The organism is Nonomuraea sp. B19D2, assembly GCF_040137845.1.
Lineage (GTDB): Bacteria > Actinomycetota > Actinomycetes > Streptosporangiales > Streptosporangiaceae > Nonomuraea.
Genome location: NZ_JBEFAK010000003.1, coordinates 205,158 through 231,313, shown reverse-complemented (window position 1 = coordinate 231,313; position 26,156 = coordinate 205,158). Strand labels below are relative to the sequence as shown.

Annotated in this window: 29 protein-coding genes; 23 read left to right on the top strand and 6 right to left on the bottom strand. The window is 70.8% G+C overall.

Annotated features, from left to right (window positions below; translation table 11 throughout):
* Positions 1-288 precede the first annotated feature (288 nt).
* From hisD to hisF, 9 genes are read left to right on the top strand one after another with little or no spacing between them, the layout of a single operon-like run.
* Entirely contained in the window at positions 289-1,605 is a 1,317-nt protein-coding gene (hisD, locus tag ABN273_RS07680) for a histidinol dehydrogenase (RefSeq protein WP_349447943.1), read from the top strand.
* The gene (locus ABN273_RS07675; RefSeq protein ID WP_349447942.1) at positions 1,602-2,672 is read left to right on the top strand and encodes a histidinol-phosphate transaminase; all 1,071 of its coding nucleotides are present in this window, start codon (positions 1,602-1,604) and stop codon (positions 2,670-2,672) included. Before hisD ends, ABN273_RS07675 begins: the two co-directional genes overlap by 4 nt.
* Positions 2,669-3,262, top strand: a complete 594-nt coding sequence (gene hisB / locus ABN273_RS07670; RefSeq protein WP_349447941.1) for an imidazoleglycerol-phosphate dehydratase HisB — start codon at positions 2,669-2,671, stop codon at positions 3,260-3,262. The genes ABN273_RS07675 and hisB overlap by 4 nt, the downstream gene beginning before the upstream one ends.
* Positions 3,259-3,414, top strand: coding sequence for a CG2302 family histidine operon protein (locus ABN273_RS07665; protein ID WP_349447940.1), 156 nt, complete (start codon positions 3,259-3,261; stop codon positions 3,412-3,414). Before hisB ends, ABN273_RS07665 begins: the two co-directional genes overlap by 4 nt.
* Positions 3,411-4,043 carry an imidazole glycerol phosphate synthase subunit HisH gene (gene hisH / locus ABN273_RS07660; RefSeq protein WP_349447939.1) on the top strand — a complete coding sequence of 211 codons (633 nt, stop codon included), beginning with the start codon at positions 3,411-3,413 and terminating at the stop codon, positions 4,041-4,043. Before ABN273_RS07665 ends, hisH begins: the two co-directional genes overlap by 4 nt.
* 28 nt (positions 4,044-4,071) lie before the next feature.
* Positions 4,072-4,401, top strand: coding sequence for a hypothetical protein (locus tag ABN273_RS07655; RefSeq protein WP_349447938.1), 330 nt, complete (start codon positions 4,072-4,074; stop codon positions 4,399-4,401).
* Entirely contained in the window at positions 4,402-5,124 is a 723-nt protein-coding gene (gene priA, locus ABN273_RS07650; RefSeq protein ID WP_349447937.1) for a bifunctional 1-(5-phosphoribosyl)-5-((5-phosphoribosylamino)methylideneamino)imidazole-4-carboxamide isomerase/phosphoribosylanthranilate isomerase PriA, read from the top strand.
* A gap of 21 nt (positions 5,125-5,145) precedes the next feature.
* Entirely contained in the window at positions 5,146-5,556 is a 411-nt protein-coding gene (locus tag ABN273_RS07645; protein ID WP_349447936.1) for a Rid family hydrolase, read from the top strand.
* Positions 5,553-6,314: an imidazole glycerol phosphate synthase subunit HisF gene (gene hisF, locus ABN273_RS07640; protein ID WP_349447935.1), complete on the top strand. Its 762-nt coding sequence runs from the start codon at positions 5,553-5,555 to the stop codon at positions 6,312-6,314. Before ABN273_RS07645 ends, hisF begins: the two co-directional genes overlap by 4 nt.
* 90 nt (positions 6,315-6,404) lie before the next feature.
* On the opposite strand, the gene ABN273_RS07635 is transcribed toward hisF, so the two are convergent.
* From ABN273_RS07635 to ABN273_RS07625, 3 genes are all read right to left on the bottom strand, one after another.
* The gene (locus ABN273_RS07635) at positions 6,405-7,766 is read right to left on the bottom strand and encodes a glutamine synthetase family protein (RefSeq protein WP_349447934.1); all 1,362 of its coding nucleotides are present in this window, start codon (positions 7,764-7,766) and stop codon (positions 6,405-6,407) included.
* A 61-nt stretch (positions 7,767-7,827) separates the two neighbouring features.
* The gene (locus ABN273_RS07630) at positions 7,828-8,043 is read right to left on the bottom strand and encodes a hypothetical protein (RefSeq protein ID WP_344985121.1); all 216 of its coding nucleotides are present in this window, start codon (positions 8,041-8,043) and stop codon (positions 7,828-7,830) included.
* 139 nt (positions 8,044-8,182) lie between these two features.
* Positions 8,183-8,812, bottom strand: a complete 630-nt coding sequence (locus ABN273_RS07625; protein ID WP_349447933.1) for a TIGR03085 family metal-binding protein — start codon at positions 8,810-8,812, stop codon at positions 8,183-8,185.
* 115 nt (positions 8,813-8,927) lie between these two features.
* Between ABN273_RS07625 and ABN273_RS07620 the strand changes: the two genes are divergently transcribed.
* Both ABN273_RS07620 and ABN273_RS07615 read left to right on the top strand, forming a co-directional pair.
* Positions 8,928-10,724 carry an ABC transporter ATP-binding protein gene (locus ABN273_RS07620; RefSeq protein ID WP_349448253.1) on the top strand — a complete coding sequence of 599 codons (1,797 nt, stop codon included), beginning with the start codon at positions 8,928-8,930 and terminating at the stop codon, positions 10,722-10,724.
* Positions 10,721-12,502 carry an ABC transporter ATP-binding protein gene (locus tag ABN273_RS07615; protein ID WP_349447932.1) on the top strand — a complete coding sequence of 594 codons (1,782 nt, stop codon included), beginning with the start codon at positions 10,721-10,723 and terminating at the stop codon, positions 12,500-12,502. Before ABN273_RS07620 ends, ABN273_RS07615 begins: the two co-directional genes overlap by 4 nt.
* On the opposite strand, the gene ABN273_RS07610 is transcribed toward ABN273_RS07615, so the two are convergent.
* A complete protein-coding gene (locus tag ABN273_RS07610) occupies positions 12,503-12,892 on the bottom strand; it encodes an ATP-binding protein (protein ID WP_349447931.1) in 390 nt (129 codons plus the stop codon).
* Positions 12,885-13,766 (bottom strand): MEDS and STAS domain-containing protein, encoded by an 882-nt coding sequence (locus tag ABN273_RS07605; protein WP_349447930.1) that lies wholly within the window; start codon positions 13,764-13,766, stop codon positions 12,885-12,887. Before ABN273_RS07605 ends, ABN273_RS07610 begins: the two co-directional genes overlap by 8 nt.
* An 89-nt stretch (positions 13,767-13,855) precedes the next feature.
* Between ABN273_RS07605 and ABN273_RS07600 the strand changes: the two genes are divergently transcribed.
* The 10 genes from ABN273_RS07600 (at position 13,856) to ABN273_RS07555 (ending at position 24,206) form a co-directional block, all read left to right on the top strand.
* Positions 13,856-14,191, top strand: a complete 336-nt coding sequence (locus ABN273_RS07600; protein WP_349447929.1) for an STAS domain-containing protein — start codon at positions 13,856-13,858, stop codon at positions 14,189-14,191.
* A 65-nt stretch (positions 14,192-14,256) separates the two neighbouring features.
* Positions 14,257-14,604 (top strand): phosphoribosyl-AMP cyclohydrolase, encoded by a 348-nt coding sequence (gene hisI / locus ABN273_RS07595; RefSeq protein ID WP_349447928.1) that lies wholly within the window; start codon positions 14,257-14,259, stop codon positions 14,602-14,604.
* 9 nt (positions 14,605-14,613) lie between these two features.
* The gene (locus ABN273_RS07590) at positions 14,614-15,171 is read left to right on the top strand and encodes a Trp biosynthesis-associated membrane protein (RefSeq protein WP_349447927.1); all 558 of its coding nucleotides are present in this window, start codon (positions 14,614-14,616) and stop codon (positions 15,169-15,171) included.
* 146 nt (positions 15,172-15,317) lie between these two features.
* Positions 15,318-15,908, top strand: a complete 591-nt coding sequence (locus ABN273_RS07585; RefSeq protein ID WP_349447926.1) for a DUF4190 domain-containing protein — start codon at positions 15,318-15,320, stop codon at positions 15,906-15,908.
* A gap of 162 nt (positions 15,909-16,070) precedes the next feature.
* On the top strand, positions 16,071-16,634 hold the full coding sequence (locus ABN273_RS07580; protein ID WP_349447925.1) for a CD225/dispanin family protein: 564 nt from the start codon (positions 16,071-16,073) through the stop codon (positions 16,632-16,634).
* A gap of 23 nt (positions 16,635-16,657) precedes the next feature.
* On the top strand, positions 16,658-17,089 hold the full coding sequence (locus ABN273_RS07575; protein ID WP_349447924.1) for a DUF2752 domain-containing protein: 432 nt from the start codon (positions 16,658-16,660) through the stop codon (positions 17,087-17,089).
* Positions 17,090-17,209: 120 nt separating this feature from the next.
* Positions 17,210-18,049, top strand: a complete 840-nt coding sequence (trpC, locus tag ABN273_RS07570; RefSeq protein ID WP_349447923.1) for an indole-3-glycerol phosphate synthase TrpC — start codon at positions 17,210-17,212, stop codon at positions 18,047-18,049.
* A 23-nt stretch (positions 18,050-18,072) separates the two neighbouring features.
* Complete coding sequence (gene trpB, locus ABN273_RS07565; RefSeq protein WP_502910981.1) at positions 18,073-19,293, top strand: tryptophan synthase subunit beta; 1,221 nt, start codon at positions 18,073-18,075, stop codon at positions 19,291-19,293.
* Positions 19,294-19,405: 112 nt separating this feature from the next.
* Positions 19,406-20,200, top strand: coding sequence for a tryptophan synthase subunit alpha (trpA, locus tag ABN273_RS07560; protein WP_349447922.1), 795 nt, complete (start codon positions 19,406-19,408; stop codon positions 20,198-20,200).
* A 136-nt stretch (positions 20,201-20,336) separates the two neighbouring features.
* Complete coding sequence (locus tag ABN273_RS07555) at positions 20,337-24,206, top strand: endo-alpha-N-acetylgalactosaminidase family protein (RefSeq protein WP_349447921.1); 3,870 nt, start codon at positions 20,337-20,339, stop codon at positions 24,204-24,206.
* A 94-nt stretch (positions 24,207-24,300) separates the two neighbouring features.
* Here ABN273_RS07555 and ABN273_RS07550 read toward each other — a convergent pair whose 3' ends face one another.
* Positions 24,301-24,711 carry a TetR-type transcription factor C-terminal domain-containing protein gene (locus ABN273_RS07550; RefSeq protein WP_349447920.1) on the bottom strand — a complete coding sequence of 137 codons (411 nt, stop codon included), beginning with the start codon at positions 24,709-24,711 and terminating at the stop codon, positions 24,301-24,303.
* Between the two features lie 204 nt (positions 24,712-24,915).
* Here ABN273_RS07550 and ABN273_RS07545 point away from each other — a divergent pair, with 204 nt between their 5' ends.
* Entirely contained in the window at positions 24,916-25,401 is a 486-nt protein-coding gene (locus tag ABN273_RS07545; RefSeq protein ID WP_349447919.1) for a MauE/DoxX family redox-associated membrane protein, read from the top strand.
* Positions 25,388-26,146, top strand: a complete 759-nt coding sequence (locus ABN273_RS07540) for a DsbA family protein (protein WP_349447918.1) — start codon at positions 25,388-25,390, stop codon at positions 26,144-26,146. Before ABN273_RS07545 ends, ABN273_RS07540 begins: the two co-directional genes overlap by 14 nt.
* The last annotated feature ends 10 nt before the right edge of the window (positions 26,147-26,156 follow it).

Sequence of the window (26,156 nt, the reverse complement as noted above, 5' to 3'; positions counted from 1 at the left end):
GGCGCTTTTTTGGCGTGACACGTTAGGGGAGTGCTCCTGGCGGGCAGTGGTGTGGTCCTGAGCTTTCCCGGCCGTGGCCGTACCCCCCCGTGACGGTCGCGGCGGCTGCCCCGGCAGGCCCGGTCCGGGGTCGCGGCGGCCGTGGGCGCGACGTCGGCGAGCGTCGCCCACGGCCGCCCTGCATTCCCGCAGGGATCGCGGGTGGCGGGCGTCCCGAATGGCGGGTGGCGGGCGTCCCGGATGGTGGACAAAACCCGATTCGGGGGCCGGACTCCGTAGACTGTACGGGTGATTTCCCGTATCGACATGCGCGGTTCCCTGCCGGAGAACCTGCGCGACGTGCTGCCCCGCGCCGAGCTCGACGTCGAGGCCGCCCTGGAGAAGGTGCGGCCCATCTGCGACGACGTGCGCCATCGCGGGGCGGCAGCCGTACGGGAGCTGACCGCCAGGTTCGACGGTGTCGAGATCACCACCACCCGCGTCCCCGCCGAGGCCATCGAGCGAGCGCTGAGCGAGCTCGACCCCAAGGTGCGGGCGGCGCTGGAAGAGTCGATCAGGCGGGCCAGGCTGGTCCACCGCGACCAGCGGCGCTCTGACGTCACCACCCAGGTCGTGCCCGGCGGCACCGTGACCGAGCGGTGGGTGCCGGTCGACCGCGTGGGCCTGTACGTCCCCGGCGGCCGCGCGGTCTATCCGTCCAGCGTGGTGATGAACGTCGTCCCGGCCCAGGAGGCCGGCGTCGGCTCGCTGGCCGTGACCAGCCCGGCGCAGCAGGCGTACGGCGGGTTGCCGCACCCCACGATCCTGGCCGCGTGCGCGCTGCTCGGCGTGGACGAGGTCTACTCGGTGGGCGGGGCGCAGGCAGTGGCCATGTTCGCCTACGGCACGGAGGAGTGCCCGCCCGCCACGATGGTGACCGGTCCGGGCAACATCTGGGTGGCGGCGGCCAAGCGGCTGCTCAAGGGCCGCATCGGCATCGACTCCGAGGCGGGCCCGACCGAGATCGCCATCCTGGCCGACGAGACGGCCGACCCGGTCCACGTGGCCGCCGACCTGATCAGCCAGGCCGAGCACGACGTGATCGCCGCCGCCGTGCTGGTCACCACCAGCGCCGAGCTGGCCGACGCGGTCGAGAAGGAGCTGCCGGGCCAGGTGTCGGCGACCAAGCACTCCGAGCGCATCGCCGAGGCGCTGAGCGGCCGGCAGTCGGGCATCGTGCTGGTCGACTCCATCGAGGACGGGATCAAGGTCGTGGACGCGTACGCGGCCGAGCACCTGGAGATCCACACCGCCGACGCCGCGGAAATAGCCGGAAAAATCCGGAACGCCGGGGCGATCTTCGTGGGCCCGTACGCGCCGGTGTCGCTGGGCGACTACCTCGCCGGCTCCAACCACGTGCTGCCCACCGGCGGCTGCGCCTGCCACTCCAGCGGCCTGTCGGTGCAGTCGTTCCTGCGCGGCATCCACGTCGTCGACTACACCCGAGAGGCGCTCGCGGACGCGGCGGCCCATGTGTCGGTCCTGGCCGACGCCGAGGACCTTCCGGCCCACGGCGCCGCCGTCCGCGCCCGATTCGACTGGCAAGTTCCCACGGAGACCTCGTGAACCTCGACGACCTGCCCATCAGGGACGATCTTCGCGGCAAGTCGCCGTACGGCGCGCCCCAGATCGACGTCCCCGTCAGGCTCAACACCAACGAAAACCCCTACCCGCCCTCGCCCGAGCTGGTCGCCGACCTGGCCGAGGCGGTCCGGGCGAGCGCCGGAGACCTCAACCGCTACCCCGACAGGGACGCCACGGCCCTGCGTGCCGACCTGGCCGCCTACCTCGGCCACGGGCTGACCACCGAGCAGGTGTGGGCCGCCAACGGCTCCAACGAGGTGCTCCAGCAGATCCTGCAGGCCTTCGGCGGCCACGGGCGCACGGCCATCGGGTTCGAGCCGTCATACTCGATGCACCCGATCATCACCAGCGGCACCAACACCGAGTGGATCGCGGCCAACCGCGAGGACGACTTCTCCATCGACCCCGGCAAGGCGACGGCGGCGATCGAGGAGCACCAGCCCGACATCGTGTTCCTGGCCTCGCCCAACAACCCGACCGGCACCGCGCAGCCGCTGGAGACGATCAAGGCCGTGCTGGCGGCGGCCAAGGGCATGGTCGTGGTGGACGAGGCCTACGCCGAGTTCGCCCGCGAGGGCACGCCGTCGGCGCTCACCCTGCTGCCCGAGCACCCGAGGCTGATCGTCACCAGGACGATGTCCAAGGCGTTCGCCATGGCGGGCACCCGGCTCGGCTACCTTGCCGCCCACCCGGCCGTGGTGGAGGCGCTGCTGCTGGTGCGGCTGCCGTACCACCTGTCGACGCTCACCCAGGCGGCCGCGCGCGTGGCGCTGCGGCACCGCGCCGAGCTGCTGGGCACGGTCGACGCGCTGCGCCGCGAGCGCGACGACACGGTCGCGTGGCTGCGCGCCAAGGGCCTGGCCGTGGCCGACTCCGACGCGAACTTCGTGCTGTTCGGGCGCTTCCCCGACCGGCGCAAGGTGTGGGAGGGGCTGCTGGCGGGCGGAGTGCTCATCCGCGAGGTCGGCCCGCCACAATGGCTGCGGGTGTCGATCGGCACCGGTGAGGAGATGGCGGCCTTCCGCGCCGCCCTGGAAGGAGTCTTGTGAGTCGCGTAGGCCGCGTCGAGCGCGTTACGAAGGAGACCTCGGTCCTGGTGGAGGTCGGCCTCGACGGCACCGGCCGGGTCGAGGTCGCGACCGGGGTCGGGTTCTTCGACCACATGCTGGCCCAGCTCGGCAAGCACGGGCTGTTCGACCTGACGGTCAAGACCGAGGGCGACCTGCACATCGACTCCCACCACACGATCGAGGACACCGCGCTCGCGCTGGGCGCGGCGTTCCGCGAGGCGTTGGGCGACAAGTCGGGCATCAGGAGGTTCGGCAGCGCGTCGTGCCCGCTGGACGAGTCGCTGGCCCAGGTCACCGTCGACCTGTCCGGGCGACCATACCTCGTGCACTCCGAGCCCGAGGGCATGGCGCCGATGATCGGCCCCGACTACGACACGACGATGACGCGCCACATCCTGGAGTCGCTCGTCGCGCAGGCCGCGATCTGCCTGCACGTCCACGTCCCGTACGGGCGCAACGCCCACCACATCGTCGAGGCCCAGTTCAAGGCCCTGGCCAGGGCACTGCGCGAGGCGTCCGAGCTCGACCCGCGCGCCACGGGCGTGCCCAGCACCAAGGGCGTCCTATGACCGACAACCTCATCGCCGGCGTGATGGTCTTCCTCGGGCTGTTCCTCATCGGCGGAGTGTTCTCCCTGTTCAGGCAGGGTCTCAAGATCGGTGCGGCCATCTGCGCGCTGGGCGCCGCGATGGCGATCACGGCAGGGGTGCTCTGGTGGTGAAGAAGAACATCGTCATCCTCGACTACGGCTCGGGCAACCTGCGCTCGGCCGAGCGGGCGCTGGCCAGGGTGGGCGCCGAGGTGACCGTGACGCCCGACTTCGACGCCGCCCTCAACGCCGACGGGCTGGTGGTGCCTGGGGTCGGCGCGTTCGAGGCGTGCATGACCGGGCTCAAGAGCGTGCGCGGCGAACAGATCATCGGCCGCCGCCTGTCCGGCGGGCGTCCGGTGCTGGGCATCTGCGTCGGCATGCAAATCCTGTTCGCCAGGGGCGTCGAGCACGGCGTGGAGACCGAGGGCTGCGGCGAGTGGCCCGGCACGGTCGAACGGCTCGACGCGCCCGTGCTGCCCCACATGGGGTGGAACACGGTCAAGGCGCCCGCGGGCAGCGTGCTGTTCGCCGGTCTCGACGCCGCGACCCGCTTCTACTTCGTCCACTCCTACGGCGTGCGCGAGTGGGAGCTGCATGCCGGCGACGGGTTCGCCGAGCCGCTCGTCACCTGGGCCGAGCACGGCGTGCCGTTCGTGGCCGCCGTGGAGAACGGCCCGCTCATGGCCACCCAGTTCCACCCCGAGAAGTCCGCCGACGCCGGGGCCGTGCTGCTGAAGAACTGGCTGCAGACGCTGTGAGCGCCTCGAGAACCCGGTCCGGGACACCATGAGCAAGGAGCGTGCGCGCCGGCGGGCCGAGCGGGAGGCGGAGCGGGCGCGCGCGATCCGGGTCAACGAGGAGCGGCAGGCGCGCCGGGCGCGCCGCCGCGCGCTCCTGGCCAGGCTGACCCCGCGCCCGGTGCGGTTCTACCGCCAGGGCGGCCTGATCGCCCGTCGTCACCGCGCCCAGAACATCATGATCGCGCTGGGCTTCCTGTTCGTGCAGGCGATCGTCTGGCTGATGTGGGGATCGGTCTTCCTCAGTTTCGGTGTGTTCGTCTTCTCGCTGCTGCTCGCGCCCGTTGTCGTGACCCTCGCTTTCGACCGGAGGACCTGAATGTCGCTCGTATTGCTGCCCGCCGTGGATGTCGTCGACGGCCAGGCCGTACGCCTGGTGCAGGGCGAGGCCGGCACCGAGACCGGTTACGGAGAGCCGCTCGCCGCCGCGCTGGCCTGGCAGGAGGCGGGCGCCGAGTGGATCCATCTGGTCGACCTCGACGCCGCGTTCGGCCGGGGGAGCAACCGGGAGCTGATCGCCGACGTCATCGGCAGGCTCGACGTGAACGTGGAGTTGTCCGGCGGCATCCGCGACGACGACTCCCTGGCGGCCGCGCTGGCCACCGGTTGCCGCCGGGTCAACATCGGCACCGCGGCCCTGGAGAATCCCGGCTGGTGCCGGAAGATCATCGCCGAGCACGGCGACAAGATCGCGGTCGGGCTGGACGTGCGCGGCACCACGCTGGCGGCCAGGGGCTGGACCGAGGAGGCCGGGGATCTGTGGGAGGTCCTCGACCGGCTCGAGTCCGACGGCTGCCCCCGCTACGTCGTCACCGACGTGACCAAGGACGGCATGCTCCAGGGTCCCAATCTCGACCTCTACCGCCGGATCCTGGCCCGCACCGGCCGGCCCGTCGTGGCCAGCGGCGGCGTCTCCAGCCTGGATGACCTGGTCGCACTCGCCTCCCTCGTTCCCGACGGACTGGAGGGGGCCATCGTGGGCAGGGCGCTCTACGCTCACGCGTTCACACTGGAAAACGCGCTTGACGCAGTACGCGTGTAGCTCTTGCCGGGAGGGGGCGAGATGAGCGTTGGCATCTTCGGCATGGAAAGCACCGGCTCGCGGGTGTTCTCCGGCGGCATCTGGGAGGAGAGGTACGGCTACGCCCGCGCCGTCATCGCGGGTGATCGGGTGATCGTGTCCGGTTGCACGGCCACGGTCGACGGAGAGGTGCGCCATGTGGGCGACGCCTACAGACAGAGCCTGACCGCGATCGACATCGCGCTGGAGGCCGTCACGATGGGCGGTCTGACCTGCGAGGACGTGGTCATGGTCCGTTACTATGTGGTGGAGCAGCGCCACTTCGACCTCGTTGGGCAGGCCATCGGCGAGGTCTTCGGAAAGGTGCGTCCCGCCTGCACTGGAGTGAGGGTGGCCGGGCTGGTCGACCCTCGAATGCTGGTCGAGATCGAAATCGAGGCTGTTCGAGCATGACCGTAGCCGTAAGAGTCATCCCCTGTCTCGACGTGGACGCCGGGCGCGTGGTCAAGGGCGTCAACTTCGAGAACCTGCGCGACGCCGGCGACCCCGTCGAGCTGGCCAGGCGCTACGACGAGGAGGGCGCCGACGAGCTCACCTTCCTCGACATCACCGCGTCGTCCGGCGAGCGGGAGACCATGCTCGACGTCGTACGCAGGACGGCCGAGCAGGTGTTCATCCCGTTGACCGTCGGCGGCGGCGTGCGCGCGGTCGAGGACGTCGACCGGCTGCTGCGGGCCGGGGCCGACAAGGTGTCGCTCAACACGGCCGCCATCGCCCGGCCCGAGCTGCTCACCGAGGCGTCCCGGCGGTTCGGCGCCCAGTGCATCGTGCTGTCCGTGGACGCCCGGCGCGCGCCCGGCACCGCCAGCGGGTTCGAGGTCACCACGCACGGCGGGCGGCGCGGCACCGGGATCGACGCGGTCGAGTGGGCGGCGCGCGGCGAGGAGCTGGGCGTGGGCGAGATCCTGCTCAACTCGATGGACGGTGACGGCACGCTCGACGGCTACGACCTGGAGATGCTGCGCGCGGTGCGGGCCGCGGTGCGGGTCCCGGTGATCGCCAGCGGCGGCGCCGGCCGCCTGGAGGACTTCCCTCCGGCGGTGGCGGCGGGCGCCGACGCGGTGCTCGCGGCCTCGGTGTTCCACTTCGGCACGCTCAAGATCTCCGAGGTCAAGGACACGCTCCGGCTGGCGGGCCACCCGGTCCGCTGACCGCGCGTCCGTCGTGATGCGGCGCCGTGTCGTGGGGCGGCGCCGTGTCGCGGGGCGGTGCCGCGCGCGCGTCGGCCGGGCGGGGGTCCGTCAGAACACCCGCATGTGGTGGAACAGCTCGTAGGCGACGTCCTTGGCCGCGAACGCCGCCGCCTCCGAGCGTTTCACGGCCAGGTACGCGCTGCGCCGCAGCGGCCCCAGGGCCTCCATGAGCACCTCGTCGGCCTCCAGCGCGTCCAGCGCCTCGTCCAGGGACGAAGGCAGGCGCGTGTACTGGCCGGGCCGCGTGTCCGGGTCCACGTCCACGGCGGGTCCGGGGTCCAGCTTGCGCCGGATGCCGTCCAGGCCCGCGTGGATGACGGCCCCGAGCGACAGGTAGGGGTTGGCGGAGGAGTCCGACGGTTTGAGCTCCAGGTTCGGCTCGCCGGTCTCACCCAGCGGCGAGCACACGCGGACCGCGGCCTCCCGGTTGTCGGGCCCGTAGACGGCGTACGCGCTCGACCACATGCGGGGCGCCAGCCGCCGGAAGCTGTTGACGCTCCCGCACGTCAGCGCCGTCAGGGCGGGCAGGTGGGCGAGCAGGCCGCCGATGAACCCGTCGCGCACCTCGCTCTCCTCGGCGAACACGTTCTGCGTGTCGTTCCACAGCGAAAGATGCAGATGGGCCCCGTTGCCCGCCTGGTCGGCCAGCGGCTTGGGGGCGAGCGTGGCCCACATCTGCATGCGCAGGGCGACCCCGCGCACGGTCTCGCGGTAGAGGACGTGGTTGTCGGCGGCGCGCAGCGCGGGCGCGTGGCGTACGGACAGCTCCTGCTGTCCCGGCCCGAGCTCGGGATGGTAGTGCTCGACGCGCAGCCCCTGCTGTTCCAGGGCGTGGATGAGCTTGATCGTGTAGTCGTGGGCCATGTCGAACCCGACGTTCGCGTAGCAGAGCGAGTCATCCATGGGCACCAGCCGGTCGGGGCCGCCGGTCGGGTCCGGCAGGCGGCGGCCGAGGGTGAACTCCGGCTCGAACGCCGCCACCAGCGTGTAGCCCTCGGTCGCCAGCTCGGCGACGGCGTCCTTGAGGAAGGTGCGTGGGCAGGCCCCCCACGGCTTGCCGTCCGGCAGGCGCAGGTCCGACAGCATCGCCGCCGCGCCGGGGGCGTGGGGCAGCGGGACGTACGTGGCAGGGTCGGGGACGATGCGCACCTCGCCCACCGGACCCATGTGCTCGACCTCCTGGAGCTGGTCGAGCATGTTCATCGCCATCATGGCCACCGTGTGCCCGATGCCCGTGCTGAGCCGTTCGGCCAACCGCGACCGCGATGCCGCCTTACCCCGGATCACGCCTCCGTGGTCGGCGTAGAGAAAACGGATCAGCTCGATGCCCTCGAGCTCGGTTCGCTCGAGGATCCGCCGCGCATTGGGATCGAGCTGATTGATCTTGGTGCCGCTCGGGCGATCTCTCATTCTGCCTGCGTAACACGATCTGGCAGCGCGGGGAAGCATCTACCGCAGACAGAAGCTCGCGTCAGGTCAGAACATTTGTAAAGAAGACAGCCAGTTGGTTGGCGCCTTGGAGGATTCCATCAAACACTCCGTTGACCGCCGCCGCAGCCTGGGCCGGCTTGGTGAAAAGGTAGAACACCACGAACGCGACAGCCACGTAGGTGAGCACCTTCTTGACCTGCATGGGGGCCTCCTGCAGTCCATTCCCAGCCGTATATACCCGGATCTGGGCGATCATCGGCATCTTCTGTGAAGATGTTCATGATCATAACCGGGGGGCTTCTTTCCTCTGCCATGGTACGGGCTAGAACCCGATCGCGAGCCCCTACGACACCGGGAATTCTGCGATAGGCAATCCGGATCACCGGACGGCCCGGCTACACGCCCAGAGGGGCGTCGCGGAGCCGGTCGACGGCCTCAGGGTCGCCGGTCAGCTCCACCTGGGCGTGCCGCTGCCGCCCGAAGCAGAACATCAGCAGCTCGGCGGCCCGGCCCGTGACCTCCACCCTGGTGCCGCCGCGGGGACCGCCGAGCACCACGCCGCCGCCGAGCCGGTGCAGCACCACGCCGACCGGCGCTTTGCGCAGCATCAGCCGGGCACCCGAGGCGACCCGCTTCCAGATGAGCTGCTCGAACTCCTCGGACAGCTCGCGGGGCTCCCACTCCGGCTGGGCGCGGCGCACGTCCTCGTGGTGGACGAAGAACTCCAGCGTGTTGACCGCCTCGTCGAGGAACGGCAGCAGCCCGTAGACGCCGCCCGGCTTGCGCACGACGCCGACCAGCTCGGGGTAGGGATGCCTGGCCTTGAGACCGTCCTGCACGGAGGCGGTGTAGCCGGACAGCGGCTTGATCGCGATGCCACCCATCGCGTCGGGCCTGCGCTCGCGCAGCACCAGGTGGGCGGCCAGATCGTACGTGCTCCAGCCCGTGCAGAGCGTCGGCGCGTCGGGGCCGAGGCGGTCGAACAGGTCGCAGAGCGCGGAGCGTTCGTCGCGAGCATGAGTCACATGGGCAACCCTACCCGCGGGAATAACGTGCAGATCTGGAGAGATAGTGACTTAGGTAGAAATGGCAGATTGAAGGGATCAATTCCGCGTGGCGACCAAGGTCACCTCGGCCGTGATGCGTCAAGGGCTCCGTGTCCTTGGGGTGGCCATTCGCACGGAGAAGGCGGTGTTCGCGCTGGCGGTGCTGGCCAGCGCGCTCTACGGCGGCATGACCGTGGGCTCCGCGTGGGCGCTCGGCTGGGCGACGCAGCACGTGGTGCTGCCCACGTTCGCCCAGGGCAACGTCGCCTCGGGAGCGCTGTGGGTGGGCACGTTCCTGATCCTGGGTGCGGCGTTGCTCAAGTCGTTCGGCGTGGCCGGGCGGCGCATCCTGGCCGGGGTCATCCAGTACCGCATGCAGGCCAGGTCGCGCAGGGACGTGACCAAGCAGTACCTGCGGCTGCCGTTGTCCTGGCACCATCGGCACCCGACCGGGCAGCTGCTGTCGAACGCCAGCGCCGACGCCGAGGCCGCGTGGGCGCCGCTCGCGCCGCTGCCGATGGCCGTGGGCGTGATCGTCATGCTGTTCACCGCGGCGATCGCGATGGTGTTCACCGACCTCACGCTCGCCTTGGTCGGTTTCCTGATTTTTCCAGCTATCGCCGTACTTAACCTGATTTATCAGCGCCAGCTCAGCCCGCTCGCCACCCGCGCCCAGCAGTTGCGCGCCGAGGTCAGCGAGATCGCGCACGAGAGCTTCGACGGCGCGCTCGTCGTCAAGACCCTCGGCAGGGAGGGGCTGGAGACCGACCGGTTCCGGCGGCGCGCCCACGAGCTGCGCGATGCGAACATCGCGGTCGGGCGCGTGCGCGGGCTGTTCGACCCGCTGCTTGAGGCCCTGCCGACGATCGGCGTGCTCGCGGTGCTCGCCGTCGGCGCGATGCGGCTGTCGGCCGGTTCGATCGGCTCCGGCGACCTGGTGCAGGTGGCGTACCTGTTCACGCTGCTGGCCTTCCCGATCAGGGCGCTCGGCTGGGTGCTGGCCGAGCTGCCACGCAGCGTCGTCGGCTGGCAGCGGGTGCAGGCGGTGCTGGATGCGACCGGCTCCATGGAGTACGGCAGCGTAGTCAGCGGGGCCGCCACGGCCTCCTCCGCACCGGCCGCGCTGGAGGTCTCGGGCGTCTCCTACGCCTACGGCGAGGCCGAGGTGCTGCACGACGTGAGCTTCGACGTGCCCGCCGGCCGTACCGTGGCCCTGGTGGGGCCCACCGGAGCGGGCAAGTCCACGCTCGTGCAGCTGCTCGTCCGGCTCGTGGACCCCGACTCAGGGCGCGTGCTGCTCGACGGCGTCGACCTGCGCGATCTCGCCTACGGCGGCATCGCCGAGTCGGTGGCGCTCGTGCCGCAGCAGACGTTCCTGTTCGACGACAGCGTGCGCGGCAACATCGCGCTCGGGCTGGAGACGAGCGACGAGGACGTGTGGGCGGCCCTGCGGCTGGCCCAGGCCGAAGGGTTCGTCGCCCGGCTCGCCGACGGGCTCGACACCCGGGTCGGCGAGCGCGGCGCGTCCCTGTCCGGCGGCCAGCGGCAGCGGCTCGCGCTGGCCCGCGCGGTCGTGCGCCGGCCGCGCCTGCTCATCCTCGACGACGCGACCTCCAGCGTGGACCCGCAGGTCGAGGCCAAGATCCTGTACGGGTTGCGGGACGCGGCCGAGGCGTCGACCGTCGTGGTCGTCGCCTACCGGATGGCCACGATCGCCCTGGCCGACGAGGTCGTCTACCTGGACCACGGCCGCGTCGTGGACCGCGGGACGCACGAGGAGCTGCTCGAGCGCTGCGCCGGCTACCGCAACCTGGTGACCGCGTACGAGCGCGAGGAGGCCGAGCGCGCTGCCATAGAGGTGACAGTGGAAGGGGAAGAGGTCGGCGCATGACGGCGCAGAGCATCCAGGGCAATTCCGAACGTTCCGCGCTGGACACGATCCGGCAAGGGCTCGCACTCGCCCCCGAGTTCCGCAAGGGGCTGGCGGGGACGCTGGCGCTGGCCGTCGTGGCGACCACCGGCAAGATCATTGTGCCGATCGCGGTCCAGCAGACGATCGACACGGGCCTCAAGAGCGGCTCTCCAGACATTCCCTACATCACCCGAGCCGTCCTGATATGTGCGGTGGCCGTGCTGCTCACGGCGCTCGCCGCGTACATCATGAACGTCCGCCTCTACAAGGCGACGGAGTCGTCCCTCGCGACCCTGCGCGTGCGCGGCTTCCGCCACGTGCACGACCTGTCGGTGCTCACCCAGAACACCGAGCGGCGCGGCGCCCTGGTCTCGCGCGTCACCAACGACATCGATCAGATCAGCAACTTCATGCAGTGGGGCGGGCTGATGATCATCGTGGCGTTCGGCCAGCTCTTCGTGGCCACCGCCCTGATGTTCGTCTACTCCTGGCAGCTCACGCTGCTCGTCTGGGCCTGCTTCGTCCCGCTGATGATCGCCCTGCCGCGCTTCCAGAAGCTGCTGTCGCGGGCGTACACGGTCGTGCGCGAGCGCACCGGCGACATGCTGGCGGCCGTCAGCGAGTCCGTCGTCGGGGCCGCCGTCATCAGGGCGTACGCCTCCGAGCGCCGCACCGCCGAGCGCATCGACAAGGCCGTGAACGCCAACAGGAGCGCCCAGGTCAGGGCGCAGACCATCGTCGGCTTCGTCTTCCCGCTGACCGAGATCGTGGCCGCCGTCGCCATCGCCGGGATCGTGCTGCTCGGCGTGCGGCTCGGCCTGTCAGGGGACATCACGCAGGGGGAGCTGGTGGCGTTCCTGTTCCTGGTCACCCTCTTCGTCTCGCCGCTGCAGACCGCCACCGAGGTGCTGAACGAGGCGCAGAACGCCGTCGCCGGCTGGCGCCGCATCCTCGGCGTCCTCGACACCCCGCCCGACGTGGCCGACCCCGGCGACGAGGGCGTGGAGCTGCCCCGCGGCCCCATCTCGGTCGCCTTCGAGGACGTGCACTTCTCCTATCCCGGTGGCGCGCCCGTGCTGCGGGAGATCACGCTGGAGATCCCGCCGCGCTCCCGGGTCGCCGTGGTGGGGGAGACGGGATCGGGCAAGACCACGTTCGCCAAACTCCTGACCCGCCTCATGGACCCGGCCGCGGGACGGGTCACGGTGGACGGCCGCGACCTGCGCGAGATCCGCTTCTCCTCCCTGCGCGAGCGGATCGTCATGGTGCCGCAGGACGGCTTCCTGTTCGACGGGACGCTGGAGGAGAACATCCGCTACGGCAAGCCGTCGGCCACCACCGAGGAGATCGAGCTCGCGATGACCGAGCTGGGTCTGGCCGACTGGCTGGAGGGCCTGCCCGCGGGCCTGGACACATCCGTGGGCCAGCGCGGCGAGTCCCTGTCGGCCGGCGAGCGGCAGCTCGTCGCGCTGGCGCGCGCCTACCTCGCCGACCCCGACCTGCTCCTGCTGGACGAGGCCACCTCGGCGGTGGACCCGGCGACGGAGGTACGGCTCGCGCGGGCGCTGGAGGGCGTCACGCGGGGCCGTACGGCCATCTCGATCGCGCACCGCCTGTCGACCGCGGAGAACGCCGACGAGGTCCTGGTCTTCGACGCGGGCCGCCTGGTGCAGCGCGGGCCGCACGCCGAGCTGGTCAAGGAGCCGGGCGTGTACGCCGACCTGCACGCGTCCTGGGTCTCGGCCGCCCATTCGTGATCAGGGGTTCACGGCGGCGAAGGTCACCGTCGTGCCCCCCGGCCCGGACACGATCGTGATGTGCTCGCACAACATCCGTGTCAACCACAACCCCCGCCCGCGGAACTCGAACCCCGCGGGCGGCCGCGTGTCGCCCATCCACCCCGTGGGCAGCCCGGGCCCCTCGTCGGTCACCTCGCACCACAACCGGCCGCCGTGCGACCACAGCCGCAGCCGACCGTACCCTCCGCCGTGGACCACGGCGTTGGTGGTGATCTCGTTGACCGCGAGCACGAAGTCCTCCAGGCGCCTTCCGCTCAGCCCCTCGTAGGCGGCGTGCTCGGCGACCGCCTTGCGAAGGAGCGTGATGCGCCCGCGGGCGAAGCTCGCGCACAATATCTGTCTACGCATCGCCCACCCGGCGAACGGTGATGAACTCATCCGCCCTGATCAGACGGAGCACCCTGGCCATGGACTCGCCGCACACGACCACGGTGGACCCCCGGGGCCTGGCCATGGCCGTGACGGTCAGCAGCTGCGCCGAGCCGGCGTCGATGAAGGCGAGATCGGACGCGTCGATCACTACCTCGGCCGGCTCCTTCTCCAGCCGCCCCAGCAGCGACGCGAACGCCTGCCTGTTGGTCAGGTCGACGTCGCCCCAGACCCGCAGCCCGCCGGGCTCGTTGGCGAAACGCAGCAGCGCCTGCTCGGGTGCGATCGGGTGCACGGACATGGCCCGTTCGATGGCCTCGCGTGGGAACAGGTTGCGGTCGTACTGGCAGACGGCCGCCAGCCACCGGTCGCCGAACAACTCGTTGGCCGCCGCCTCGAACGCCGCCTGCCCCTGCGCGTCGCACACCCCCCAGGACGCGTCGACCAGGGCGTACACGCCGTGCTGCCCGTGCTTGCGCGCCCGGTCCTTGGCGTCGGCCAGCTTCCTGAGCACCCGATCCGGGTCGAGCCGGCCGTCGATGAAGTGGGTGTCGGCGCAGGCCAGGATCTCGACCTGCCCGGCCGACTCGGCGTCGGCGAACCCCGGCACGAGCGGCGCCAGCCAGCCGCGCGTCCGCTCCGGGCTGTCGGCATGGGTGATGATCATCACCTTGGTGCGGCGGCGCAGGCCGTTCACCGTGAACGCCGTCGTGGCCGCCATCCGCTCGCGCTCGTCCTCGAACGGCAGGCACACGTGATCCCCCAGGTCGGGATCGAGGACGGAGCCCTGCACCACGATGGTGTCCTCCCTGCACACGTCGCGCCCCGAAGCTACTCTGTTCGGAGCCGTCACGCAGCGCATTGTCAGGAAAACCTACCGTGACGCGCCGCAGACAGGTGTACCTTTTCGGCGGGGCGGGAGAAGGCATGAGGAGCACGGGCGTGGATATCCTGCGAATGACGCGACGCCAACACGGCGATCTCGTGGTGGTCAGCCTGGCGGGCGAGGTCGACGTGGACAACGTGTCGCAGGTCCGGCAGTGCCTCGACGAGGCGGCCTCGGCGCCCAGGCCGCGGCTGGTGGTCGACATGACGGGGCTGACCTTCATCGACACGACGGGCCTCGGGGTGCTGGTGCGCCTGCTGGCCACGCTGCGCGAGCGCAACGGCACGCTGGCCCTGGTGGCCCCGGACGGCCAGGTGCTCCGGCGGCTGCGCCGCACGAACCTGGCGCCGCTGTTCCCCATCTACGACACCCTCTCCCAGGCCCTGGCCTGACCCCACCCCGCGGGACGGGGTGCGGTGGTGGCGGGGGCGTGCGGGTGGGCTGGTTGAATGGGTGCATGTCCCTCGATCCCAAGGTGGCCGCGCGGTTGAAGCGCAACCCCGACGGCCTCGTCGCCGCGATCGTGCAGCAGTACGACACCGGCGAGGTGCTCATGCTGGCCTGGATGAACGACGAGGCGCTGCATCGGACGCTCACCACCGGCAGGGCCACCTACTGGTCCCGCAGCCGCGCCGAGTTCTGGGTGAAGGGCGACACCTCCGGCCACGTGCAGCACGTCAAGTCCGTCGCGCTCGACTGCGACGGCGACGCCCTGCTCGTCAAGGTCGACCAGGTCGGCGCCGCGTGCCACACCGGAGACCGCACGTGCTTCGACGCCGACCAGCTCGAGATCGCGCTGGGTTAGCGGGGCCAGATGGGGCACAGAGAGCTGTGGGGCTGGCTGGGGGCGACCGCCCTGGGGTGCGTGCTCGTGCTGTTCGCCGCGAGCCGCACCTGGGTGCGCCTCCTGGAACCGGGAGGTGCGGGCGCGCCCACCGGCGGGGAGCTCAGCCCCGTGCTGACGCCCGTGGCCCTGGCCGGGCTGGCCGGGATCGTGGCCGTGCTGGCCACCAGAGGCGCGGGGCGGCGCGTCGTCGGCGCGCTGATCGCCCTGTGCGGTGCGGGCGCGGCGGCCGGTACGTGGACGGCGCTGAGCGGCGACACCGTGACCGGCTGGCTGCGCGAGCGCAACGTGCTGCGCGGCACCGCCGACCTCCCCTGGGAGATCACGCCGCTCTGGCCGGCCGTCGCCGCCGTCGGCGCGGTCCTGGTGATCGCCGGTGGGATCGTCGCCGTCGTACGCGGTGGCAAGTGGGCGGGGATGTCGGCACGCTACGACAGGACCGCCGGCAAGCCCCGGGCCCAGGCCAAGGACGACCGGGCGCTCTGGGACGCGCTCGACCGCGGCGACGACCCCACAGACCCGCGCTGAGCCCGCCGGGCGCCCGCCCGGCCTGCGGCGAGCCCGCACCGGCTATGACGTTTTCTTTACTGTTTTGATCCTGTGTCTGCTTGGCAAACGTTTCCTCAATAAGCTGCCGTTGCAACTCGCCACGAACTTTTTGAGGAGCCAAGGGCATGAGCTACGGGGATCAGGGCGGTAGCGGCGGCTACGGCGCACAGCCGCCCGGCGGCGGATACGGTCAGCAGCCTCCCAGCGGGGGTGGCGGCTATGGCCAGCAGCCGCCGAGCGGGGGCGGTGGCTACGGTCAGCAGCCGCCCAGCTACGGTGGCGGGTACGGCCAGCAGCCGCCCAGCTATCCGCAGGAGCAGCCGCTCGGCTACGGTCAGCAGCCGCCCAGCGCTGGCGGGTACGGCCAGCAGCCCCCGAGCTACGGCGGCTACGGCCAGCAGGGCTACGGCCAGTACGGAGCGCCGCCCCAGCCCGGCAGGTCGACCAACGGCATGGCGGTGGCCTCGCTCGTCCTGGGCATCGTCGGCCTGATCTTCTGCGGCCTCACCAGCATCCCGGGTGTGATCCTCGGCCACATCGCGCTCAACCGGATCAAGAAGACCGGCGAGGAAGGCTCGGGCATGGCCGTCGGCGGCCTGGTCACGTCGTACATCACCGTCGTGCTCTGGGTGATCGGCTGGATCATCTTCGGCGGCATGCTGCTGTCCCTCATCGGCCTCAGCGCCGCCGCCACGTCGTCCACGTACGACTACTGACCGTTCGATCAGCTGCTGATCCACGTAGCCGGACCGTGACGAGCCGCTTGCGGTCCGATTACGAATTGTCCGCAAAATGGACGTTTTTCCACGTAGGGCACGCATCCTCGCTAGGCTGCCGCGCGACTCACCACAAAGATGACGACATGAGGGGTCATTAGCATGAGTTACGGCAACCAGGGCGACGGCGGCTACGGGGCCCAGCCGCCGGGCGGCGGATACGGGCAGCAGCCTCCGAGCGGCGGCGGCGGTTATGGGCAGCAGCCCCCGAGTGGCGGCGGTTATGGCCAGCAGCCGCCGAGCGGTGGTGGCTACGGCCAGCAGCCGCCGAGTGGCGGCGGTTACGGTGGTGGTTACGGGCAGCAGCCGCCGAGCGGTGGTGGCTACGGCCAGCAGCCGCCGAGCGGCGGCGGTTACGGTGGCGGTTACGGGCAGCAGCCCCCGGCCGGGGGGACCCCGCCGGACAACCACCTGGTCTGGGCCATCATCACCACCCTGTTCTGCTGCCTTCCGCTGGGCATCGTGTCGATCGTCAAGTCGACGCAGGTCAACTCGAAGTGGCAGATGGGCGACTACCAGGGAGCCGTGCAGGCGTCCGAAGAGGCCAAGACCTGGTGGAAGCGGAGCCTGATCGCCGGCATCATCTGGTGGGTTCTGGTCATCGTCGGCTACATCTTGCTGTTCGTCATCCTGGCAGCCAGCGTCCCGAGCACGTCCTCCTACTGAGCTGGAAGGCGGATACTAGGAACATGAGCATCGCAACCACCGAGCGGCGCGGCACGGCTCGCCTCAAGGCGCTGCTCGCGCCGCTCGGTGTTGCGGGCGCGACGGGCGCCGTGTTCGCGTTCGTCGGCGTGGTGGACCCCAACCAGCCCGGCCACTACCCGACCTGCCCGTTCCTCTGGATCACCGGCCTCTACTGCCCGGGCTGCGGCACGCTGCGCACCATCCACGCGCTGGCCCACCTCGACCCCGTCACCGCCCTCGGGCTGAACCCGCTCGCGGTGGCCATGATCCCGCTCCTGCTGTTCTGGTGGGGGAGATGGGTCGTGCGCGCCTGGCAGGGCCGGCCGAGACGCACCACGCTCGCCCATCCGGCGTGGCTGTGGGCCTTCATCGCCCTCATCATGGTCTACTGGGTCGTCCGAAACTTGCCTTTCGGGGCGTTCCTCGCTCCCTAGTCAGGGGGCCTGTGGTGAGGTGACCCCACTCGGGCCGATACCATCGCAGGACAAGGCAGAGAGCGGACGCGACGCGAACTCTCCGCCGCCCCCACTGTCGACCGGAGGGACCCCAATCGCGTGAGTGAGCGGACGGAAGGGCCGAGTGTCCTCGACGACATCCTCGACGGGGTGCGCGCCGACCTCGCCGCCCGTCAGCAGGCCGTGTCCATTGACGATCTCAAGCGGCGGGCCGAGCGGGCCCAGGCCCCCAGAGACGCGATGGCCGCGCTCGGGGGTGACCGGATCTCGGTGATCGCAGAGGTGAAGCGGTCGAGCCCGTCCAAGGGCGCGCTCGCCGCGATCGCCGATCCGGCCGCGCTCGCGGCCGACTACGAAGAGGGCGGCGCTCACGTCATCAGTGTGCTGACCGAGCGGCGCAAGTTCGGTGGCAGCCTCGACGACCTGGCGGCCGTCCGGGCCCGGGTCGACATCCCGATCCTGCGCAAAGACTTCATCCTGACCTCTTACCAGCTCTGGGAGGCCAGGGCCCACGGAGCCGACCTGGCGCTGCTGATGGTCGTCTGCCTGGAGCAGGAGGCGCTGGTGTCGCTGATCGAGCGGGCCGAGTCGATCGGGCTCACCCCGCTGGTCGAGGTGCACACCGAGGAGGAGCTCGAGCGGGCGGTCGCCGCCGGCGCCCGGGTCATCGGGGTCAACGCGCGCAATCTGAAGACACTCGAGGTCGACCGCGAGGTCTTCACGAAGCTGGCGCCGAAGATCCCGGACAATGTGATCAAGATCGCCGAGTCGGGCGTGCGCGGCCCGCACGACCTGCTCGCCTACGCCAGGGCCGGCGCCGACGCCGTCCTGGTGGGAGAGAGCCTGGTCACCGGCAAGGACCCGCGCAAGGCAGTGGAGGCGCTCGTGACCGCCGGCGCCCATCCGTCGACGCGCCCCGACCACTCAGCAGAGGGATAGCAGTGGCACACGAAGGCTCCATCCTGACCACCGCCGACCTGGCAGGCAACGGCGCACAGGGCGACGACCCCGACGTGCACGGCAAGTTCGGCATCTTCGGCGGCCGGTTCGTCCCCGAGGCGCTCATCCCGGCGCTCGACGAGGTGGCCGCGGTCTACGAGAAGGCCAAGAACGACGCGCAGTTCATCCGCGAGTTCGATCACCTGCTGCGCACCTACGCGGGGCGGCCGACCACGCTGACCGACGTGCCGCGCTTCAGCGAGCAGGCAGGTGGCGCGAGGATCATCCTCAAGCGCGAGGACCTCACCCACACCGGCGCCCACAAGATCAACAACGTGCTGGGCCAGGCGCTGCTGACCAAGCGGCTGGGCAAGAAGCGCGTGATCGCCGAGACCGGCGCGGGCCAGCACGGTGTGGCCACCGCCACCGCGGCCGCCCTGCTCGGCCTGGAGTGCGTGATCTACATGGGCGCGGTCGACTGCGAGCGCCAGGCGCTCAACGTCGCCAGGATGAAGTTGCTCGGCGCCACGGTGATCCCGGTGACCAACGGCTCCCAGACGCTGAAGGACGCCATCAACGAGGCCTTCCGCGACTGGGTGACCAACGTCGACACCACCCACTACCTCTTCGGCACGGTCGCGGGGCCCCACCCGTTCCCCGAGATCGTGCGCGACTTCGCCCGCATCATCGGCGTCGAGGCCCGCCGCCAGATGCTGGAGCTGACCGGCAGCCTGCCCGACGCGGTGTGCGCGGCGGTCGGCGGCGGCAGCAACGCGATCGGCATCTTCCACGCCTTCATCGGCGACCAGGGCGTCCAGCTGCACGGCTACGAGGCCGCCGGGCGCGGCCTGGAGAGCGGCGAGCACGCGCTCACGCTCACCGCGGGCTCGGTCGGCGTGCTGCACGGCTCGCGCACCTACGTGCTGCAGGACGACGAGGGCCAGACCATCGAGTCCCACTCGATCTCGGCCGGGCTCGACTACCCGGGCGTCGGTCCCGAGCACGCCTGGCTGAAGGACTCGGGCCGCGCCACCTACCACGGCGTCACCGACGACGAGGCGATGGCCGCGTTCTCGCTGCTGGCCAGGACCGAGGGCATCATCCCGGCCATCGAGTCCTCCCACGCCCTGGCGGGCGCGCTGCAGCTCGGCCGCGAGCTCGGCCCCGAGGCGACCATCCTGGTCAACCTCTCCGGGCGCGGCGACAAGGACATGGGCACGGCCATGAAGTACTTCAACCTCTAATCCGCGACGGCCTGCGCCGGGCCGCCCGCCGCGCATCCGCCCAGGACCCTGACTCAGGGGTAAGGGCACGGCAGGGCATCATGGTGAGACTCGACCTTCGAAACGGACAGACATGACGACTCTTCAGACGGTTTTCGCCAAGGCGAAGGCGGACAACCGGGCCGCGCTCGTCGGCTACCTGCCCGCGGGCTTCCCCTCCAAGGGCGGCGACGTCGCCGCCGCCGCGGCCCTGGTGGAGGCCGGCTGCGACGTCATCGAGATCGGCCTGCCCTACTCCGACCCGCTCATGGACGGGCCGACGATCCAGGACGCGGTGCACAGGTCGCTGATCAACGGCACGCGCATCGCCGACGTGCTGCGCACGGTCGAGGGCGTCGCCGCCACCGGCGCCGCCACGCTCGTCATGACCTACTGGAACCCGATCGACAAGTACGGCGCCGAGCGGTTCGCCCGCGACCTGGCCAACGCCGGCGGCGTGGGCACGATCACGCCCGACCTGACGCCGGAGGAGTCGGAGCCGTGGCGGGCCGCGTCGGCGGGCGCGGGCATCGACACGGTGTTCCTGGTGGCGCCCAGCTCGACGGAGCAGCGCATCAAGGCCGTCGTCGACTGCTGCACGGGCTTCGTGTACGCGGCCTCGCTGATGGGCGTCACGGGCGCCAGGGAGACGGTCAACTCCGCCGCCGAGGGCCTGGTCCAGCGGACCCGTGCGCACACGGACCTGCCGGTGTGCGTGGGCCTGGGGGTCGGCACGGGAGCGCAGGCGGCCGAGGTGGCGGCCTACGCCGACGGCGTGATCGTGGGGTCGGCGTTCATTCGGCGCATCCTCGACGCGCCCGACGAGGCGGCGGGCCGGGCCTCCATCGCCCAGCTGGCCGGCGACATGGCCAAGGGCGTGCGCCGGTAGGCCAGAGCTTTACCGGCCATATGACGAAATTTCGCGATTAGTGCAAGGTTCTGGCGCTTAGGTCCTTGGCGTGCGGTCCGGCACGGGTGATGATCGGGTCCCCGAGCGGTGTGACGCATGACCCGAAAGGACACCAATGCGTCCCAGTCCCGTCATCTTCGCGGCAGCCCTCACCCTCACAGCCCCACTCCTCGCCGGGACCATGGCGATGAGTGGGACCGCCCCGGCGTCCGCCGACCCCACACCCGCGCCCACGTACGAGTTGTCGTCCCCGGAGCCGTCCGCGACCGGAGCGCCCCCGCCCAGCCCCACCGCGCAGAACGTGCCGCCGAGGCCCGCGGACGTGGCGAACCCGATCACGATCTCGTCGCCCGCGCTCAACGTGGAGCTGGACCCCGCCTTCCCGCGCGTCCTGCGCTACCTCGACCGGGCCGGCGGCGCCTGGCTCGCCGGCGGCGCGGGCGTGCCCGCCGTCGTGCTCAATGGCCAGGCGCGGACCGCCGCCGTGACGCTGACCGGGAACGACGGTACGACCGCGCGCTACCGGCTGGCCTTCCCCGATCTCGAAGGCGTCTTCCTGGGAGCCAGCATCGGGGTCAAGGGCCGGGTGACGACGTTCAGGATCGACTCGGTTGCCGACACCGAGGCGTTCCGCGTCAACACGATCGACCTGCCGGGCCACGACCTGGTGTCGGTGTCGAGCGCGCAGCCGGGCGCGGCGACCGCGTTCACCCGGCTGGATCCGAACTCGACCCGCACCGCCGACGTCTTCGCCCAGGTCACGGCGGACACCGCGCCCGACGCCGGCCCGGTCGGGGCGACGTACGCGATCGTGAACACCGATCGGCTGGCCGCGGCGGTCGAGTCGAACTCCACCTACGACCGCCCCTCCGGCGTCACCGACAAGGACGCGGCCAGGCTCTGGCACCAGGCCAGGAAGGACGCCGGCGGCACGGTCACGGTGGGCGTGTGGAGCGGGCAGTGGACGCACCGCGCGGACGGCTCGCCGTTCACCGAGGAGCCGCCCTGGGCCAAGGTCGTGGTCACCCCGGACGCGAACGGTGACGGGACGCTCGACTGGCAGGACGGCGCGGTGGCGTTCAGGGACATCGCCGTCAAGCCGCCCGGCGCCGAGCAGACCAGGGACCGCGTGGTCACCCACATCCCGTTCAACTTCTCCAGCCAGGCGACGCACCCGTTCCTGCGCACGCTCGACGACGTCAAACGCATCTCGCTGGCCACCGACGGCCTCGGCCAGCTCGCGCTGCTCAAGGGCTACCAGTCGGAGGGCCACGACTCGGCCCACCCCGACTACGGCGGCAACCACAACCGGCGCGCCGGGGGCCTGAAGGACCTGAACACGCTGCTCAAGGCCGGGAAGGGCTGGAACGCCACGTTCGGCGTGCACGTCAACGCCACTGAGTCCTACCCCGAGGCCAGGAGCTTCAGCGAGCAGCTCGTCAACAAGGACACCAAGGGCTGGAACTGGCTCGACCAGGCGTACCTGATCGACCAGCGCGGCGACCTGACCAGGGGCACCCTCGCGCGGCGGTTCGCGCGGCTGCGCCTGGAGACCGACAGGAACCTGGCCGTCCTGTACGTGGACGTGTTCAGGCCGTTCGGCTGGGTCGCCGACCGCGCGCTGGCCGAGCTGCGCAAGCAGGGCTGGCAGGTGACCACCGAGTGGTCGGACAAGCTGGAACGCTCGTCGCTGTGGTCGCACTGGGCCAACGACCTCAACTACGGCGGGGTCACCAACAAGGGGCTGAACTCGCAGATCATCCGGTTCGTCCGCAACGACGAGAAGGACGTCTGGAACGCCCACCCGATCCTCGGCAACGCCCGCATCGTCGAGTTCGAGGGCTGGCAGGCGAAGAACGACTTCACCGCGTTCTACCGCAACATCTGGGAGCACAACCTGCCGGTCAAGTACCTGCAGCACTACAAGATCATGGACTGGAACGCGGACGAGATCGTCTTCACCGGCGGCGTGCGCGGCACCTACCGGAACGGGAAGCGCGAGCTGTTCGCCGGCGGGCACAAGGTGCTCGACGGGTCCACGTACCTGCTGCCGTGGCAGGGCAAGTACTACCACTTCAACCCGGCCGGAGGGGTCACCACCTGGGACGCCGACCGTCCGATGACCGTCTACCGGCTCACCGACCAGGGCCGCGTCAAGGCGGGCACGGTCACCCCGGCCGACGGGAAGATCACGTTACGGGCGGAGGCGGGCGTGCCGTACGTGCTCTACCCCGGCCGGGCGCCCGAGCAGGCCGACCCTGACTGGGGGCAGGGCAGCGGCGTGCGCGACCCCGGCTTCAACGGCGACCGGCTCCGCGGGTGGACCGTCACCGGCCCGGTGAGCGTGCGGAAGAACGACCTGGGCCACCGGGTGGCGCTGCTCGGCGGCGGCGCGCGGGCGCGGCTCGAGCAGCGGCTGAGCGGGCTGCAGCCGGGACGTACGTACACCGCCTCCGCGTTCGTCGAGGTGGAGCCGGGCAAGGCCCGCGAGACCACCCTGGAGGTCGCCGGGCGGTCGGTGACCGTCAGCCGGTCCACGGCCAGGAACTACATCGCCTCCGACGAGAAGCACGACACCTTCTTCCAGCGGGCAAAGGTGACCTTCACCGCGCCGGGCGAGTCGGCCACGCTGCGGATCACGGCCGCCGCCGCCGAGGGGGACGTGCGGGTGGACGACGTGCGGCTGTTCCAGCGGGAGCCGGAGGGGCAGGTGGAGACGTTCGAGTCGGCCGAACCCGGCTGGGGGCCGTTCGTGAAGGGTGACGCGGGCGGGTCGTTCGACGCGCGCACGCACCTGGCGGAGCGGCACGAGCCGTACACGCAGGCCGGGTGGAACGGCAAGACGGTCGACGACGTGCTGGACGGGAACTGGTCGCTGAAGGCGCACGAGGAGCGGCAGGGGCTGATCTACCGTACGCTGCCGTGGACGGCGCGGTTCGAGCCGGGCCAGGCGTACGAGGTGTCGTTCCGCTACCAGAGCGCGCAGGCGGAGACATACCAGTGGGTGACCGGCTACGACAAGGGCGGTTCCAGCGTCGAGACGCGCCGCACGCCGATCCCCGAGCGGCGCGCCACGGCCACGTTCACCGAGCGGGTGGTGGGCGGCTGCGGTGACGTGTGGGTGGGGCTGCGCTCGCTCAAGGCCGAGCAGGCCGGGGCCGACTTCATCCTCGACGACTTCTCCGTGACCGGCCTCGGCCCGGCGCCGGACGCGCCGGCGTGCGGGTCGCTGGACGTGGCGCCCGCCGCGGTCTTCGAGCAGGGGTCGGCGGGTGAGGTCGTCACCACGTTCACGAACCTTGAGGACGTGGCGGTGGGGGACGTTCGCGTGGTGCTGGGCGTACCGGACGGGTGGGCGGTCAGCGGCGACGGGACGGGCGCGGTGGAGCCCGGCGGGAAGCTGACCACCACCTGGCAGGTCACTCCGCCCGCGGACGCCGCCTACGGCGCCTATCAGCTCACGGCCGCCGCGACCTACACCGCCGGAGGGGCGGCGAAGCGGCTCACCGCCTCCGCCACCGTGCGCACGTTGCCCCCGCCGCCCGCCGGGGACGCCTACGCGAGCGACATGGAGTGGGTCAGCGCCGCCAACGGCTGGGGCCCGGTCGAGCGCGACCGGTCCAACGGCGACACCGGCGAGGCCGACGGCGGGCCGATCGTCATCGGCGGGCGCACGTTCGCCAAGGGGCTCGGCACCCACGCGCCCGCCAAAGTGCGTTTCTACCTGAGGGGAGCGTGTACGGGGTTCACGGCGTTCGTCGGTGTTGACGACGTGCAGGCCACGCGGGGTTCCGTGCAGTTCAGTGTGGTCGCCGACGGCGTGGAGAAGGCGCGCAGCCCGGTGCTGAGAGCCGCCGACGCGGCGTACGAGCTGAGTGCCGACGTGTCAGGAGCCCGGTACGTGGACCTCGTGGCCGGGGACGGCGGCGACGGCAACGGCAACGACCACGCGGACTGGGGTGAGGCCGCCTTCAGGTGCGGCTGAGCTCGTCACGAAGCTCGGCGTAGAGCGCACGTAATTGAGGCCGATGGGGAGCCCGATGTCCACCGCCAGGGTGAGCAGGCCCTGAGCCGGGTGTTCATGCCTTGACCGCCCGGGCGAACAGCCCGGCCAGCTCGTCGGCGTACTCGGCCAGGTCGGCGTCCTGGTCGGCCTCCAGCAGGAACGGCAGCCCGTCGAGGGCCCGCTGGATCGCCATGGCCGTCACCCGCACGTTGAACTCGCCGAACTCTCCCGTCTCCTGACCCCAGGCCAGCAGCCGTTCGACGTGGGACAGCGCCGACAGGTCGGTGGCCGCCTCCCGCGCCGACGAGCCGTCCTGCGGGTGGAAGTTGAGGAAGATCTCCGTGGCCGCGCGCATCTCCGCGCGGTGCTCGCTGATGTACTCCACCAGGGAGCGGATGTACGTCTCCAGCGCCGCGCCGGGCGTGCGCTGGGCGCTGACCCGCTCGCTCATGAACGCCGACAGCTTCCCGTAGATCGTGACCATGGCCTGGCCGATCAGCTCGTCCTTGCCGTCGAAGTGGTAGGAGATCAGGCGCGTGCCCCGACAAGGACCGCTGCTTAATCAGTGCTTATCTGCCACGTGGTCATATGGGATCCCGGTACTGTGCCCATCCCGGCACAGAGAAAGAGGAGATGACCTGTGGACGCGTCACTACCGTCACGCAGCGCCTTTTCAGCGATACCCTGGGTGACGACGGTTGCCCGGCTGGTCCTGGGCGGAGTGCTGATCGCGGCGGGCGCGCTCAAGATCGGCAACCCGGCCGACTCGGTCGTGGCGGTCAAGGCATACCAGCTGCTGCCCGAGTCGGTCGCCGTCACGGTGGGCTACGCCCTGCCGATCCTGGAGATCGTCGTCGGCCTGCTGCTGGTCGTCGGTCTGCTGACCAGGGTGGCCGCGGTGATCGCCGGGCTGCTCATGTTCGCGTTCGTGTTCGGCATCGCCTGGGCCTGGGCGAACGGCCTGCGGATCGACTGCGGCTGCTTCGGCGGCGGCGGCCAGCTCGGGGCGGGACAGGAGCCGGCATACCTGCTCGACATCTTGCGCGACTTCGGGCTCGTGCTGCTCGGCGCCTGGACCGTGCGCTTCCCGCCGGGCCGCTACGCGCTTGACGGAGCCCTGGGCCTGGGGGGCGACAATCATAATGAGGGGGAGTACGACGATGAACAAGGCTGAGCGCACCAGTGCCAAGACGGCGCGCGAGAAGATCAAGGCACAGCAGGCCGCCGCACGTGCCCGTGACAAGCGCAAGCGGATCACCACCTACGTGACCGCGGGCGCGGTCGCGGTGGCGGCGGTGGGCCTCGGCTGGTGGTACGCGGCCAGCAGCTCGCGTTCGGAGGAGGCCGCCGGTGCCCTCGCGCCGATCACCGTGCAGGCCGACGGGTCGGTCATGATGGCCAAGCAGGGCGTCACCGCGCCCGTGGTCGACATCTATGAGGACTTCCAGTGCCCGGCCTGCAAGGAGCTCGAACGGGTCAGCGGCCAGACGTTCAAGAACCTCGCCGCGGAAGGCAAGGCCAAGGTCGTCTACCACCCGATCACGATCTTCTCGCAGGAGCCGACCAAGTCCAACTCCGTGCGCGCCGGCGGCGCCGCCCGGTGCATCGCGGACGGGAAGCAGTGGATGGCCTTCCACGAGCTGCTCTTCCAGAACCAGCCCTCCGAGACCGAGGCCGGTTTCACGCCCGATCAGCTGAAGAGCTGGGGCAAGCAGGCCGGGGTGAGCGCGCCGGACTTCGACCAGTGCGTCACCACGGGGAAGAACGCCAACGCGCAGCTCTCGTACAGCAAGAAGATCATGGACGCGCAGAAGCTCAACCATACGCCGACGGTGAAACTGGACGGTAAGGAAATCGACAATTCCGCACTCTTCAGCCCGCAGGAACTGCGCCAAGCGATTACGGGGGCGGCTAAGTAGGCTCAGTTCC

Bases quoted from the DNA above. Each gene is read 5' to 3' on its own strand.
- ABN273_RS07665 (WP_349447940.1), top strand. From the start codon at position 3,259: ATGACCGACAACCTCATCGCCGGCGTGATGGTCTTCCTCGGGCTGTTC.
- ABN273_RS07655 (WP_349447938.1), top strand. From the start codon at position 4,072: ATGAGCAAGGAGCGTGCGCGCCGGCGGGCCGAGCGGGAGGCGGAGCGG.
- priA (WP_349447937.1), top strand. From the start codon at position 4,402: ATGTCGCTCGTATTGCTGCCCGCCGTGGATGTCGTCGACGGCCAGGCC.
- ABN273_RS07645 (WP_349447936.1), top strand. From the start codon at position 5,146: ATGAGCGTTGGCATCTTCGGCATGGAAAGCACCGGCTCGCGGGTGTTC.
- hisF (WP_349447935.1), top strand. From the start codon at position 5,553: ATGACCGTAGCCGTAAGAGTCATCCCCTGTCTCGACGTGGACGCCGGG.
- ABN273_RS07635 (WP_349447934.1), bottom strand. From the start codon at position 7,766: ATGAGAGATCGCCCGAGCGGCACCAAGATCAATCAGCTCGATCCCAAT.
- ABN273_RS07630 (WP_344985121.1), bottom strand. From the start codon at position 8,043: ATGATCGCCCAGATCCGGGTATATACGGCTGGGAATGGACTGCAGGAG.
- ABN273_RS07620 (WP_349448253.1), top strand. From the start codon at position 8,928: ATGCGTCAAGGGCTCCGTGTCCTTGGGGTGGCCATTCGCACGGAGAAG.
- ABN273_RS07615 (WP_349447932.1), top strand. From the start codon at position 10,721: ATGACGGCGCAGAGCATCCAGGGCAATTCCGAACGTTCCGCGCTGGAC.
- ABN273_RS07610 (WP_349447931.1), bottom strand. From the start codon at position 12,892: ATGCGTAGACAGATATTGTGCGCGAGCTTCGCCCGCGGGCGCATCACG.
- hisI (WP_349447928.1), top strand. From the start codon at position 14,257: ATGTCCCTCGATCCCAAGGTGGCCGCGCGGTTGAAGCGCAACCCCGAC.
- ABN273_RS07590 (WP_349447927.1), top strand. From the start codon at position 14,614: ATGGGGCACAGAGAGCTGTGGGGCTGGCTGGGGGCGACCGCCCTGGGG.
- ABN273_RS07585 (WP_349447926.1), top strand. From the start codon at position 15,318: ATGAGCTACGGGGATCAGGGCGGTAGCGGCGGCTACGGCGCACAGCCG.
- ABN273_RS07580 (WP_349447925.1), top strand. From the start codon at position 16,071: ATGAGTTACGGCAACCAGGGCGACGGCGGCTACGGGGCCCAGCCGCCG.
- ABN273_RS07575 (WP_349447924.1), top strand. From the start codon at position 16,658: ATGAGCATCGCAACCACCGAGCGGCGCGGCACGGCTCGCCTCAAGGCG.
- trpA (WP_349447922.1), top strand. From the start codon at position 19,406: ATGACGACTCTTCAGACGGTTTTCGCCAAGGCGAAGGCGGACAACCGG.
- ABN273_RS07555 (WP_349447921.1), top strand. From the start codon at position 20,337: ATGCGTCCCAGTCCCGTCATCTTCGCGGCAGCCCTCACCCTCACAGCC.
- ABN273_RS07550 (WP_349447920.1), bottom strand. From the start codon at position 24,711: ATGGTCACGATCTACGGGAAGCTGTCGGCGTTCATGAGCGAGCGGGTC.
- ABN273_RS07540 (WP_349447918.1), top strand. From the start codon at position 25,388: ATGAACAAGGCTGAGCGCACCAGTGCCAAGACGGCGCGCGAGAAGATC.